Origin of the sequence: Marivirga tractuosa (genome assembly GCF_042140215.1) — a bacterium.
Lineage (GTDB): Bacteria > Bacteroidota > Bacteroidia > Cytophagales > Cyclobacteriaceae > Marivirga > Marivirga tractuosa_A.
The window spans coordinates 654,649-669,346 of the sequence record NZ_CP159478.1; the positions used below are offsets into that span (position 1 = coordinate 654,649).

At 33.6% G+C, this 14,698-nt stretch carries 13 protein-coding genes; 10 read left to right on the top strand and 3 right to left on the bottom strand.

From position 1 onward, the window contains the following. The first annotated feature begins 41 nt into the window (after positions 1-41). The 3 genes from ABWH96_RS02945 to ABWH96_RS02955 are packed head-to-tail and all read left to right on the top strand — an operon-like array spanning position 42 to position 4,147. A complete protein-coding gene (locus tag ABWH96_RS02945) occupies positions 42-782 on the top strand; it encodes a polysaccharide biosynthesis/export family protein (protein WP_375580039.1) in 741 nt (246 codons plus the stop codon). A 3-nt stretch (positions 783-785) separates the two neighbouring features. Then, positions 786-3,164: a GumC family protein gene (locus tag ABWH96_RS02950; RefSeq protein ID WP_375580040.1), complete on the top strand. Its 2,379-nt coding sequence runs from the start codon at positions 786-788 to the stop codon at positions 3,162-3,164. Further along, positions 3,164-4,147 carry an NAD-dependent epimerase/dehydratase family protein gene (locus tag ABWH96_RS02955; protein ID WP_375580041.1) on the top strand — a complete coding sequence of 328 codons (984 nt, stop codon included), beginning with the start codon at positions 3,164-3,166 and terminating at the stop codon, positions 4,145-4,147. The genes ABWH96_RS02950 and ABWH96_RS02955 overlap by 1 nt, the downstream gene beginning before the upstream one ends. Positions 4,148-4,189: 42 nt before the next feature. On the opposite strand, the gene ABWH96_RS02960 is transcribed toward ABWH96_RS02955, so the two are convergent. After that, a complete protein-coding gene (locus ABWH96_RS02960; RefSeq protein ID WP_375580042.1) occupies positions 4,190-6,088 on the bottom strand; it encodes a zinc-dependent metalloprotease family protein in 1,899 nt (632 codons plus the stop codon). Between the two features lie 23 nt (positions 6,089-6,111). After that, positions 6,112-6,621, bottom strand: coding sequence for a hypothetical protein (locus tag ABWH96_RS02965; RefSeq protein WP_375580043.1), 510 nt, complete (start codon positions 6,619-6,621; stop codon positions 6,112-6,114). Positions 6,622-6,928: 307 nt separating this feature from the next. Between ABWH96_RS02965 and ABWH96_RS02970 the strand changes: the two genes are divergently transcribed. From ABWH96_RS02970 to ABWH96_RS02995, 6 genes are all read left to right on the top strand, one after another. Then, positions 6,929-8,338 carry a tetratricopeptide repeat protein gene (locus ABWH96_RS02970; protein WP_375580044.1) on the top strand — a complete coding sequence of 470 codons (1,410 nt, stop codon included), beginning with the start codon at positions 6,929-6,931 and terminating at the stop codon, positions 8,336-8,338. A 3-nt stretch (positions 8,339-8,341) separates the two neighbouring features. After that, positions 8,342-9,115, top strand: a complete 774-nt coding sequence (locus ABWH96_RS02975) for a phosphosulfolactate synthase (protein WP_375580045.1) — start codon at positions 8,342-8,344, stop codon at positions 9,113-9,115. 11 nt (positions 9,116-9,126) lie between these two features. Then, complete coding sequence (locus ABWH96_RS02980) at positions 9,127-10,074, top strand: DUF368 domain-containing protein (protein WP_375580046.1); 948 nt, start codon at positions 9,127-9,129, stop codon at positions 10,072-10,074. Next, the gene (locus tag ABWH96_RS02985; RefSeq protein WP_375580047.1) at positions 10,071-10,805 is read left to right on the top strand and encodes a shikimate dehydrogenase family protein; all 735 of its coding nucleotides are present in this window, start codon (positions 10,071-10,073) and stop codon (positions 10,803-10,805) included. The genes ABWH96_RS02980 and ABWH96_RS02985 overlap by 4 nt, the downstream gene beginning before the upstream one ends. A gap of 5 nt (positions 10,806-10,810) precedes the next feature. After that, positions 10,811-11,029, top strand: coding sequence for a hypothetical protein (locus ABWH96_RS02990; RefSeq protein ID WP_375580048.1), 219 nt, complete (start codon positions 10,811-10,813; stop codon positions 11,027-11,029). Between the two features lie 83 nt (positions 11,030-11,112). Continuing rightward, a complete protein-coding gene (locus tag ABWH96_RS02995) occupies positions 11,113-11,388 on the top strand; it encodes a hypothetical protein (protein WP_375580049.1) in 276 nt (91 codons plus the stop codon). Between the two features lie 52 nt (positions 11,389-11,440). Here the strand turns inward: ABWH96_RS02995 and ABWH96_RS03000 are convergent, their stop codons facing one another. After that, positions 11,441-11,965, bottom strand: a complete 525-nt coding sequence (locus tag ABWH96_RS03000) for a hypothetical protein (RefSeq protein WP_375580050.1) — start codon at positions 11,963-11,965, stop codon at positions 11,441-11,443. Positions 11,966-12,192: 227 nt separating this feature from the next. On the opposite strand from ABWH96_RS03000, the gene ABWH96_RS03005 reads away from it, so the two are divergent. Then, a complete protein-coding gene (locus tag ABWH96_RS03005) occupies positions 12,193-14,637 on the top strand; it encodes a zinc-dependent metalloprotease (protein WP_375580051.1) in 2,445 nt (814 codons plus the stop codon). The last annotated feature ends 61 nt before the right edge of the window (positions 14,638-14,698 follow it).

Genomic DNA, 14,698 nt, shown 5'->3' on the forward strand with positions numbered 1-14,698 from the left:
TCTACCTATATCCTATTAGTATTCTTGCACTTGCACTGGCTATGAGTGGCTGCAAAGTGTACAGGCAGAATATTATCCTTCAAACAGAATCAGATATTAAATCTGAGAATTTCAAAGAAGAGATTTCTAAAATTGAAGGGGCTTATAAAATACAAGCTGGGGACAAACTTAATATTGAAGTTTATACCAATAAAGGAGAAAGAGTAATCGATCCTAATATGGAACTCAATGCCATCACTGGTGGAGGAGGAGCAGGAGGAGGTCGTTTTATGCCCGATAAAGAATTTGAAGTTTTGCCAAATGGAACGGCTATTTTACCCTTATTAGGTGAAACTAAAATTGAAGGCTATTCCATTGCTGGTCTCCAAGAAGAATTAAAAGAACAATACTCAGAGTATTATATTCAGCCCTACATACGGGTTCGGCCATTAAATAGGAGAGTGGTTGTATTAGGAGCTATGGGAGGACAAGTGATTCCACTTGAAAACGAGAAAATGACGGTATTAGAAGTCCTAGCATTATCTGGTGGTTTAAATAGAGATTCAAAAGGAAGAAATATTAGATTGATTCGTGGGCCACTGGAAGATCCATCTGTTCAAGTAATTAATTTGGCTACCATAGATGGAATGCAAAAAGCAAATTTGAATGTGTTGCCCAATGATATCATCTATGTGGAACCAATCCGAAGGATATTTACTGAATCAGTTAGAGATATTGCACCCGTTATAGGAATTGTTACTAATGTGGTAACCTTGTTTATTGTGATTGAAAATTTAAATTAATCAATGACAGTGGACAATCAAGAGACACGATATAAAAGAAACTTAGAGTTAAGTAACTCACATAAGCCACAAAACCAACCAACTGAGGTAGTTGATTTATTTAAGCTCAAAACCATTCTTAAGAAGAATTTGCCTTGGGCAATTTTATTGATTGTTTCATCTCTATTTGTAGCTTTTCTATATGTCCGATACACAAATGTAAAATTCCAATCTTATGCGGAATTAAAACTTAACAAAAGAAGTGAGGCTAGTGTATTTGGTTTCAATCCCTTGAATGAAGAAAGTTCAAATCTTAATACGCTATCAGGAGAAGTAGAACTCATTCGCTCAAAACTTTTCTTAAAGCAAGTAATAGCAAAATTGCCTCTAGATGTATCCTATCATGTTATAGGTCGATTTAAAAATGAAGAACGCTACAAATTCACGCCATTTACCGTTAGTTACGAAGAGTCCTGTGCAGCCTACGGACAAAAATTTTATATTGATATTGTTGACAAAGAAAATTTCAAACTGTCAACCAATCCTGATGATGATAAATGGAAGAGTCTAAAATTTGGTCAATCATTTACATTTAATGGTTGTAAATATAAATTAGAAACTACTCCACATTTCTTTAATACTGAACGATTATTTTTTACCATTTCATCACCTGAAAGTTTGATGAGCTATGTCGAGTCCAATCTTTCAGTGGCTCCTGAGAACTTAAATGCAAATACCATAAAAATAACTTTTGAAGATTATAATCCATACAAAGTTGAAGCTATTGTTGAGCAGGTAAGTGAGCTTTACACAGAATATAGTAAAGAACAGAAAAACAGAGCAAATCAACTTAAAATAGAGTTTTTAAACAAACAATTAAGGCAGACTGAAAGTGAATTATCTAATTATGAGACTTATATAGAGGATTTTACTATTCAAAACAAAACGGTCAATCCATCAGAAGATGTCAACAGATTGATATCAGAAATGGTAAAAATGGACTCCATTTTATACGGAGTTAACTATCAGCTTGGAGAAATAAATAATATTCAAAATCAGCTGGAAAAAGACACTTTAAGTTTTGATCAAATTAATTATTTGGTGTTGCCTGCCAATATGCAACCACTATTTGAAGAGTTTTCTGAACTCAAACAGGAATATCAGTTGTCTAAAACTCGCTATAAAAAAGAAAGCCAGGTATTACTTCAAAGAAAGATAGAAATCAATGCTTTAAAGGATAGGATTAATAATTATTTAAGCAATAAAGCCGAAATTCTACAAGAAAGAAAAAGAACCATCTTAAATAGAAAGCGAGAAATTGAGAATAGGTTTAACCAATTACCTGCTAAAACCAATGAGCTCAATCAGAAAATGAGATTTTACTCCTTATACGAAGAGCTTTATTTGTCTTTAATGCAAAAGAAAACGGAATTTGAGATAGCTCAAGCTGGAACATTATCTGAAGTGGATATCTTAACTCCCGCTAATTTACCTAAAAAACCGATTGGACCATCTACAAACTTAATCTACATAGGGTCTTTCGCAGTAGGCTTTATTTTAAGTTTTATTTTTATAGGTTTCAGATACCTGATTTATGATGAAATTAACAGTATTCATGAACTTGAGCGATTAACCAGTATTCCAATTATTGCTAAAATAAGTCGCTTAAAAAAATATGTAGCTAAGAAAAGTGGAGTCATAGTATCAGAAAAACCAAGATCTCAAATTAGTGAGGCTTTTAGGACTTTAAGAACAAGTTTAGATTTTATTGGCATTAAAGAAGGTAAAAAGATCATCTCTATAAGTTCCACCACTAGTGGAGAAGGCAAAACATTTGTTTCGGTAAATTTGGCTGCCATCCTGGCCATGTCCAATAAAAAAGTGATTATACTCGATTTGGATATGAGGAAGCCTCGTGCCCAATATGCATTTAACTTGGAGCAAAATGAATTAGGTATTAGCTCTATTTTGAGTGGAGGAATTCACTGGAAAGAATGTATTAATATCACTAAAACCGATAACCTGCATTTTATTCCTTCAGGTATATTGCCACCTAACCCAGCAGAATTATTGGAAGGGGAATATTTTGACCAATTACTGAATGAGTTAAAAGAAGAATATGATATCATACTCTTAGATACTCCACCAATTGGCTTGGTTTCTGATGGGATTATTGCACTGAAAAAATCTGACCATTCACTATTTGTAGTAAGAGCAGATTATTCTAAAAGATCATTTATTGATGATTTGCATAGAAGCTTGAACCTGAATAACATTCAAAACATCTCCATAATCTTTAATGCGGTAAGAAAGGAAAACAAAGGTTATGGCTATTATCAAGATTACTACAATGATAATAACAGCAAATCCATTTCAACACTGAAAAGGCTCTTCAATATTTAATGAAGCAAAAAAACCTATTAATTACAGGTGCTACTGGTCTTTTGGGTCAGCAAATTCTATTAAGATTAACTGATCTGGATTATCAAATTTATGCTGTTAAAAGAGCTCATTCAGTTAGCCAGGTAGATTCAGAAAAAATTAATTGGGTTGAGGTAAATTCAATTGAGGATAATTTATTCAAGCGTGTTCCTGTAAGAATTGATTATGTAATCCATGCCGCTGCTTTTGTTTCTTATAAAAAGTCAGATGCCGCCAAAATTTTCCAAATTAATACGGATTGGACTTCGAAATTAGCTAAAGATGCTTTGGAAGCAGGAGTAAATAAATTTGTTTTCATCAGTAGTATTTCCGCTTTAGGTAAAAATTCAATTGATCATCTCATTGATGAAAACACACCTAAATCAGATGATGAATTTCTAAGCAATTATGGAAAAAGCAAAAGAAAAGCGGAAACAGTGCTATGGGAATTATCTAAAGAAGGCTTACCAATTATCATTTTTAACCCTTCAGTAATTATTGGTCCGGCAAAACGTTATCAGAGCAGTGCGCAATTATTTGGGTATGTTGGCGATCAAAAACCCTTTTACACCAAAGGTTTAATCAATTATATTGATGTGAGGGATGTGGCTGAAATTATTTTGAAGAGTTTGGAGAATGAAATCCAAAATGAGCAGTTCGTTTTAAATGCAGGATGTATTAGCTACCATGATTTTTTTAGCGCTATTGCAAAACAGCTCAATGTAAAAGCTCCCAATATAGGTGTTCCGAAATTTATGGTGATTTTGGGCGCAGTAATGGAAAACATATGGAGTAAAATTAGCGGTAAACCTGCAACACTCACCATGGAAACCGCTAAAATGGCGGGTAACAAGAAAATATATAATGCAGATAAGGCGAATAAAATATTTAATTTACGTTATAAGACTTTAGATGAATCCATTGAATGGACAGTGAAGGAAATGCTGATATGTAATGAGTTATAAATTACCTATCAGCATTTGTTAATGTTATAAGGGTAAAAAGGACTATTCTTTTATAAATGATTCTTGCAATATAACTTTTCCATTTTTAATAAGAACCAACTTGTAATAATCCTTTTTTAATGATCTTAAATCGATTTCTACTTCTTCGTCAAAATCACTACTCATAATATGTTTTCCATACTTATTAAATATCGAATACTGATAAATATTAGTAGTTTTTTCACTAGAATCAAACCCTATAGGACATGGCGGGTCTATCGGGGCTAATGTCAAATAATCAGAAGTTGGATTTGGGGATATGGCATAAGGAATATTATCACAGTCGCCTCCGCTACCAACACTAACATTTTTATATTCATAATTACTACCGCATGCATTTGATACGGTAACACTTACTATTCCCGAGTTACTTCCAGCCTTTATTCTAGCATAGTTACCACTTTCTGAAATTATTGACCAACCAATGCCTGAAACACCCCAATTATAACTAACTCCACTTCCAAAACCAACTGCATAAAAACTCCCTTGACCACCAGAAGCCATACTTGATTGTCCTGAAATATAGCCTGAATTAGAAGGGCTAGTTAAATTGATGTTTTTATTAAAGCAATAATTCCCATAAGGTGTTGAAACATTTAAACTTATTATTTGGTTATTTGAGTAACCAGATTTACCTCTCAAAGTTAGAGATGAAGTGCCTTGCCCTGACATTATCCTCAAACCACTACTAACTGTCCAATTATAAGTAGCTCCCCAAATACCACGGATACTATAAGTACGATTTGATGTACAGCTAATACTATTATTTCCTGCGATGTTTGTTACATTATCAGAAAATGTACTACTGGCATTATCATACATGATTCCTTTTTGCCCAGTCGAGAAAAAATTCCTACATCTTCTGTTACCGTAAGCCATTACATTTCTTGCATGAGGCACCCAAAGGTCATCCCATCTATCCGTTCTGTAAACTCCTTCGTCAGGCAGTCTATAATCACAAGGTGCAACACCTCCAACATTATTGTGCGGATTGTCATTGTAGTCTATATCACCAGCAGTGCCCATATTCGGGTCAGCCTGTGTATCACATAAAAAATCTCCATTTACTTCACATTTTTGCATCTGATCAGTGCTGGTACATCCCTTATACCAAAAGTTTGTTCTTCTACGAGCCACCGATTCTTGAAAACATTTACGCCAAACATTAGCATTATCCCCATTGAATACCTCTGACCCTAACCTTCCTGCCTTGTGCGTATGTTCCAACCCTAAATTATGGCCCAGTTCATGTGCCATAGTTCCTGCTACTCTCTCTATATTAAACTGGACAACATTTGGATTATCCACATCTTGCGAACCAACCCAAGAGTTACTATTGAATGGTAAATTAGGCGGTACTGCTGAACCTCCCCCATCATCAACAAGATGCATGGTAAATTGATTGGAATTGTGCTGGGCAACGAACATATCTAGTTCTTGAGCATTGGTTAGATCTCCATTAGCAAATTCAGAATTGTTGATATAAACGGGGCTTCTTATCAAATAAAACCTCACATCAGTTCCAGACTGTAAAAGCCTTAAATTGGTTTCCTCCAATAATTCTTCAATTGTTTGATTAGTAATAAATGTATTATTATCTATATCTCTATGCACAACGATCCGAAGGGGTAGATGATAACTGACAGATTGTGAACAGACAGTATTCATCTTTTCAAGATTATCATTTTTATATTCATTGTTTAAAGTTTTATTAAATTTCAATAGCTTTTCTTGTTGTTTTTTTTGATGTAGTAAATTTACCTTTTCCAGGTACTTGTTATTCCCATAATAATTAAGACTTTTGGCTTGAATCGAATCGACTCCTATAAACCCACATTCAGCTTTTTGTGCATTAATAATTAAAGGATATAGCAGGGAGAATACAAGGATAATATATTTCATAAGGCATTTTGGTGTTTGAAAATTTAATCCATTTTAATATTATTTTTTACTAAATAAATAGGTTGTGAGCCACAACTTCCAGTTTCATATTCATTAGTCTGCTCATCAAAAGTAATACCATTATAGCTAAATATTTTATAGTAATAATCGTCATCTGTAGCAGGATAATGATATACTTTTAAAGTATCTATATCCTTATTAGAAAGACTTATAAAGAATGTTAGAGTATCAATAGAGTCCCATGGTCTCGAAATCCCGAGGACTTGTAAACTGGGTGATACGTATTCTCCTGAATCCCCACAACTTCTGAATTTCTCTGTAATAATTTGATCCCAATTCAATGATTTCAATGTAATAGAGTCTGGGTGAAATTGATTAGAATTATGCCCGATTATATGTTCTCCATTTTCATTTAAAATTACAAATTCAAAATTTGGAGCAAACTTAAAATCCTCTTCATCAGAATTTTCTGATAAACTGCAAGCATTCAGAATAAGGGAGGTAAAAAATAAAACAAGGAATTTTTTTAACATTGTGTAAAGTTTTAGTTAAACTAACTTACTAAATCTTTAATTAAATACAAATAGATTTTTTGGAAATTTATAGGTTGTTCTTGATTTTCAGTTTTATGTCAAAGTATTTGTAGGATTGATTAATTAACCAAAATATATAAACTTTAAAATTTAATTCAACGTTGCTTGATTTTCACCTTTTAATAAGTAAATTTATTTAACACTATTTTATTGTAAAGCTCCATCCTGCTATCTGATTTGTTTTAATACAAATGATGTTGTTAATGAGTATAATTATAAAGTAGATTTAACCACTTATATATTATTTATGAGCGAATTTTTCAGAAACAGAAAAGACGAAGAAAAAGAGTTGATTAAAAAATTCGAGAATCATATCCAGGGCAAAGATTTCCACTTTTTTGATGTGGAAGAACTAGAAAAAGTGGTTGAATTGTATTTGGATAATGACAAATTCATGAAGGCCCTCAAAGCCAGTGAATTTGCAGTAGAACAATTTCCTTTTTCAGTAGAACTTTTGATTCTAAATGCACATGTTTTAGCAAGCAATACTAAATATGACAGTGCACTTCAAGTATTGGATAGAGCTGAAAACATTCAGCCCAATGATGTTGATTTATTATTGACCAAGGCTAATGTATTAAGCATTTCCAACAGAAATAAAGAGGCGATAGAATGCTTGGAGAAAGCCCTTACTTTCGCTGAAGATAAGGATGAAGTATTATTTCAAATGGGTATGGCTTATCAGCAACTCGGGAAATATGAGGAAGCGATTAAAAATTATAAAGCGGTTTTAGAAGAAAATATTGACCACGAAAGTGCTATTTACGAACTGGCCTACTGTTTGGATGTGACTGACCAATTGGAAGGCAGCATCGCTTATTATGAGAAATTTATAGATGCAGATCCGTATTCATACCATGCTTGGTACAATTTGGGGGTAGTCCTTCATAAACTAGGCAAATATGAAAAAGCAATAGAAGCTTATGAATATGCTGTGGCAATAGATGAGAATTTTGCTTCTGCTTATTTCAATATGGGGAATACCTATTCCGCCTTGGAGAAAAATAATAAATCCTTGGATGCTTTTTCTCAAACGCTAAGAATTGAGGGGCCAAGCGCTGAGGTTTTCTGTAGGATGGCGGAAATATACGATAAACTAGATCAAGCTGATTTGGCCATAAAGTATTTCCAAAAGGCCGTAAAATTTGATTCACTTTATGATGAAGCCTATTTTGGAATGGCACTTTGCCTTATTCAACAAGAAAAATGGATAGAAGCAGTACATTATTCTAAAAAAGCGATAAAAATTAATAAGCATGAATCAAAGTATTGGCAAGCACTAGCCAATGCTGAATATCAATTAGGCAATCAAAACTCAGCAATTGATGCTTATGAAGAAGCTGTAGCGCTTGATCCTGAAGAAGTTAGTCTTTTTTTAGATTGGTCATTTATTTACTATGAATCCGGTGATTTGGAAATAGCTATCAACATCATTAAAGAAGGAATGGAGGATAATCCTGATGCTTCTGAGCTCTATTATAGAATGACGGCTTACCTAATTGAGTACGGTAAATACAAAGAAGCCTTTATCTTTCTGGAAAATGCATTAGTTTTGGACTTTGAAATGCATACGGTGCTTTATGAATTCTTCCCGAGGGTAGAAACACAGAAGGCATTGTTCAAAATCATAGATCAATTCAGAAAAGATAACCAGTAAAACATGAACTACGAATTAAAAGACATCCCTGAAAGACCAGCCAAACCAAGAGATGTAGGATTTACCATGGCCATGGATAAAGGACTGAGCCTTAGAGAGGTGGAAGATTTTATTGATAGCAGTGGTGAATATACCGATATAGTGAAATTAGGATGGGCTACATCTTATGTAACCACTAATTTGAAAGATAAATTAGCGCTGTATAAAGATGCTGGAATTCCAACTTATTTTGGAGGCACATTATTTGAAGCTTTTGTAATCCGTGACCAGTTTGAAGATTACAGAAAGTTATTAGATAAATATGACATGCCTTTTGCGGAAGTTTCAGATGGTTCTATTGAATTACCACATGATTTGAAGTGTGAATATATAAGTAAGCTTTCAGATCAAGTGACCGTTCTATCAGAAGTAGGTTCCAAAGATGCTGAAAAAATTATTCCACCATACCAATGGATAGAACTCATGCAAACCGAATTGGATGCCGGTGCTTGGAAAGTAATAGGAGAATCTAGAGAAGCGGGAAATGTAGGCTTATTTCGTGCCAGTGGAGAAGTTCGTTCAGGTTTGGTACAAGAAATCTTGACTAAAATTCCATTTGAAAAAATTATCTGGGAAGCACCACAAAAAGCTCAACAAGTGTATTTCATCAAATTAGTGGGTGCAAATGTAAATCTTGGAAATATTGCTCCTAATGAAGTAATTCCACTAGAAACCATTCGTTTAGGCTTGAGAGGGGATACCTTCCACCACTTTTTGAATAATAAAGATTTACTTTAAAACTTATTTTTGTGCGGTCGATTAAAGAATATTTTGTATTGCTTTTAAAAGGCATTGCAATGGGCAGTGCAGATGTTGTACCCGGAGTCTCGGGAGGAACTATCGCATTTATTACCGGAATATATGATGAATTGCTGAACAGTATCAAATCAGTTGATCGTACAGCTTTTAGATTATTATTTCAGTCTAAATTCAAAGAATTCTGGAGCCATATCAATGGCTCCTTTCTTCTTACCTTGGTAGCTGGCATAGCAATTAGTATTTTCAGTTTAGCTCAGCTTATTAGTTTTCTATTAAGCACATACCCCGTTTTGGTTTGGTCATTTTTCTTTGGCTTAATCATTATTTCTGCAGTTTTAGTAGCGAGAGATATTGAAAAGAAAGACTGGAAATCGATTATAGCGGGTATAGTCGGAATTCTTATTGCTTATTTTATTACTTCAGCTTCACCTGCTCAAACTCCTGAGACTTGGTGGTTTGTTCTTATTGCTGGAGCCATTGCTATTTGCGCCATGATTTTACCCGGTATTTCGGGTGCTTTCATTCTCTTGATCTTAGGGAAATACAAGTACATGTTTGAAGCTATTGATGCATTTGATATAACCACAATGGCTGTATTTATAGTGGGTTGTATAATCGGACTTTTGAGCTTTGCAAGATTGATTTCTTGGTTTTTAAGAAATTATCAATCTATAACAGTTGCGGTACTTGCAGGATTTATGATAGGCTCCTTAAATAAAGTTTGGCCATGGAAAGTTGTAGATAGCTTCAGAATCAATAGTGATGGGGAACAAGTACCGCTATTTGACCATAATGTTTTGCCAAAAGAATTTTTGATTGAAACAGGACAAGATCCTCAATTAATGCAAGCTATTCTGATGGCAAGTTTAGGTATTTTATTGGTTGTAGCTATCGAGAAAATTGCTTCCATTTTCAATGTAAAGAATGTAAGTAAATGAAAACCTATGGTTTAATCGGTTATCCGCTTGAACATTCTTTTTCTGGTAAATATTTTACCGAGAAATTTGAGAAGGAAAATATCCAAAATTGTGAGTACCGATTATTCCCACTTGAAAATATTCAAGAGTTTGAAGAACTAAAAAACAAGAATATTGCTGGTCTGAATGTCACCATTCCTTATAAAGAAAAAGTAATTACGTATTTAGATGAATTAGATGAGCATGCTGAAGCCATTGGGGCAGTCAATGTAATCCAATTTAGAAATGGGAAAGCTAAAGGCTATAATTCGGATTATTATGGCTTTAAAGATTCTCTTATAAATTTCTTGCCGAAGGAGTTTAAGTCAAAAGCAATTATTTTGGGAACTGGCGGAGCCTCCAAAGCCATCAAACAGGTGCTGATTGATTTATCTATTCCCTTTAACATTGTTTCCCGTAAAGAAGGGTATGATTTTACTTATAATGATTTAAATGACAAACCTGAAATTCTTGATGACTACCATTTAATTATCAATACCACTCCTTTAGGCACATATCCGGAAGTAGAAGAAAAGCCCGATTTACCATATCATGTAATTACTAAAAATCATTATTTTTACGATTTAGTCTACAATCCTTCGGAAACTGCCTTTATGAAAGCCGGAGCAGCTCAAGGAGCCAAGACCATCAATGGATTGGAAATGTTGATAGGACAGGCTGAAAAATCTTGGGAGATCTGGAATAAAAAGTAATCATCATGAAAGGCAAAGAATACTTGCATAAAAAGTTTGGCTATATCAAGAAACTAAGTTTACTTATACTGGTAGTAAACCTCATTTATTTTAACCTTAAGTTTGGTTTCAATAATCCCAATATGGATATGAATACCATTTATATAGTATCAATGGGAATGAATATCTTAAGCGCAAGTTTTATATTAAATCATGTTAAGGATTTAGTGAAATCTGTGAAGTGATTATTCCTTTTAAATTATTTAGAAAGATTTTTATGTTTATTCTATAATTTCTTTTACTTTAGTAACCAATAAACTTGTATGAAATGAAGTTTTTGAAATTATTATTAAGGTTTTTCTATTTAATAAGCATCTCTTTTGGACTAGCAATACTCATAGCTAGTGTCGTATCTGTATTTAATAGTGTATTAAATTATGATCAAATCAATAGTTGGAATGATCATTATATAATGGTAACAGAATTGCAAAAGAAATTAATTCGTCCGCTTTTTCTACTTTCATTTTCATTTTTTTTCATAACGGCTATTTATTTTTATATGAAAGATGATCGTAAGAAGTTAAGTCAAATTTTACCATTTTAATTTGTTTAACCCTTGTATTGAATGATCAGTTTCATTCCAAAGAATGAATCATTTATTCCTTTCCCAATAACTCTACACATAATTGATTTGGCCCTGGATAATATTCTATAAAAATGGAATCAGTAGCTAAAGATTGCTCTTCGGCATATAATTTCAATTCTTCCAACATATCTTCGGGTGTAGGCATAGCCAAAACATTAGCTTCAATACAGCCTTTTACAGATTTATTTTTCTTAAAAGTCTTAATTTCCCAATTGTCAGGTATTTGATAAATAGGTTCATCCCCAATTACTACACCAATAAAATTCTGAACTGCTCCACTTTTAGAATCGGCTTCTCCATAATATACTATAGCTATGGAAGTAGCAGTTTCTTCTGATTCTACTAAATCTTTAGATTCCATGAATAGCATTTGCAAACTGTCTGAACCTACTTTTCCAGCATATTCAGTTCCTGCTATGCGAATTACAGGATTGTCCTCAACCGTCTTCTCAATAGACTTAAACCCGCCTAAAAAGGCATAACTGATGAGAGAGATAATTATTAACAGAACTATTACTAATAGAACTTTTTTCATATTTACTAAATTTCAAATTTGAATTTTAAAATTAACATAATTCTCTTTTAAGATTAAGAAGATTTTAAGTATTCTATTTGGTTTTTTTAACTCTTAGAGTGAAATAATAAAATCATCAACCTTTCTCCTTTAATAGTGCTCATTTTTCCATTCATGGAAAAGAACTCAAAATTTTAAACATAATAATCCTGTATTGTTAGATTAGCAGGAAATTAAATGTACATACAATGAAAAAAATAATATTAAGTATTGCTTTAATGGCTTTTATTGGTCTTTCTACGCAGGAAGTCAATGCCCAGCTATTTGGCAAAAAGAAAAAAGAAGATACTAAAGAAGAGAGTAGTTCGAAATCAAAATACAAGCCTTATTCAAAGGTGATCACATCAGAAGCTGAGTCTGATGAAGGATTATTTACTTTCCATAAAGTAGATGATAAATACTACTTTGAAATCCCAGAAGATTTATTGGAAAGAGAAATCTTGATAGTATCCAGAATTTCAGGTCATGTGAAGGGCTTGAATTTTGGTGGTGCTGGAATGAAATCTCGTCCACAGCAAGTAATTCGATTCCAAAAGAAGGATAATCAATTATTGCTTCGCTCTGTTTCTTATAACTCCGTAGCAGATGAAGAAGACCCAATTTACGAATCAGTAAAGAATAATAATTTTGAGCCAATTGTTCACACATTCAAAATTGAAGCTTTGGGTAAGGATTCGTCTTCTTATGTAGTTGATGTAGAAGATTTCTTTACCACTGATGTTCCAATGATTGGTGCTCTTTATGATTATCAAAGAAAAGCTTTCAAAATTCAAACGGTTGATAAAAGCAGGTCAGTTATCGTTCACGGAAAAGCTTTCCCTGAAAATGTAGAAATCAGACACATTTTAACATATAAAGGAAGTGAGATTCCTGATAACCAATTAACTGGAGCATTGTCGATTGAAATGAATCAATCGATGATTTTGCTACCTGATGACCCTATCGTGCCGAGAAACTTTGATGATAGAGTAGGATATTTCTCTATTCGTCAATTAGATTATTCTAAAGATTCTCATAAAGCAGATGACAATCGTTTCATTACTAGATGGAGATTAGAGCCATCTGATTGGGAAGCATATAACAAAGGTGAATTAGTAGAGCCTGTAAAACCAATTGAGTATTATATTGATCCTGCTACTCCATTAGAGTGGAGAGAATTTATCAAAAAAGGAATTGAAGATTGGCAACCAGCTTTTGAAGCTGCTGGTTTTAAAAATGCAATCGTGGCCAAAGATGCACCAACTAAAGAAGAAGATCCAGATTGGAGTCCTGAAGATGTTAGATATTCAGTGATTCGTTATATCGCTACTGATATTCAAAATGCACAAGGGCCTCATGTACACGATCCAAGAACTGGTGAAATTTTAGAAAGTGATATTCTATGGTATCATAATGTAATGAACCTTTTGAGAAACTGGTACTTCATTCAAACTGCTGCAGTTAATCCTGAAGCGCAAAAAGTGAAATTCGAAGAAGAATTGATGGGGGAATTGATCAGATTCGTAGCTGCTCACGAGGTTGGTCATACATTAGGATTACCCCACAACATGGGATCAAGTGTAGCCTATCCTGTTGATTCATTACGTTCTCCTGAATTTATGAAGACACATGGCGTTGCACCCTCTATTATGGACTACGCTCGATTTAATTATGTAGCACAGCCAGAGGATGGAGTTGAAAATTTCTTCCCTATGGTAGGTGAGTATGACAAATGGGCTATAGAATATGGTTATAGAGCTATTCCTAACATTGATACTGCCGAAGAGGAAGAATCTATTTTAAACGGATGGATTTTGGAAAAAGCAGATGATCCTGTTTATAGATATGGACGTCAGCAAAGAGGTGTTGTTGACCACACAGCTCAAACAGAAGATATTGGAGATGATTCTATGATTGCTTCTGAATTAGGTATAAGAAATCTTAAAAGAATTGCTGAAAAGCTTATTGAATGGAGCTCGGAAGAAGGTGAAAATTATGATGAACTTGCTGAATTATACGGGAATGTATTAAGTCAGTATAATCGTTATATGGGACACGTAACTGGAAATGTGGGGGGTATTAGCGAATATTATAAAACATCTGATCAAGAAGGTGTTATTTATACTCACGCATCTTTAGATAAACAGAAGAGAGCGATTGAATTTTTAAATGAGCAATTATTTGAAACTCCTGCATGGTTAATCGATAATGAGATTTTAGGTAGAATACAGTCTGATGGTATTATCGATAGAATTAAAGCATTACAGACAAGAACTTTAAGTAGTTTATTCAGTGGTTCAAGAGTAAAGAGAGTGCTGGAAAATGAGGCATTAAATGGAAATGATGCTTATAAGGCGACTCAAATGATGAATGATTTGCGCACTGGTATTTTCTCTGAACTAAGAACTGGTAGAAGCATAGATACTTACAGAAGAAATTTGCAAAAAGCTTTTGTTGAGCAATTAGGTGATTTAGTGAATATTGAAGATGAGGATATCCGTACTACAGACATTCCTTCTCTTTCAAGAGGAAATCTGGTTACTTTAAGAGCTGAAATCAATAGAGGGTTGTCAAGACAAAGTGATCAAATGTCTCGTTACCACTTACAAGATTTAGTAAGCAGAATTGATCAAATTCTAGACCCAAGAGGATAATAAGGTTGATTTTTATAATTGTTTAGTTCAAAGCCTTTCGAAAGCAATTTCGAGAGGCTTT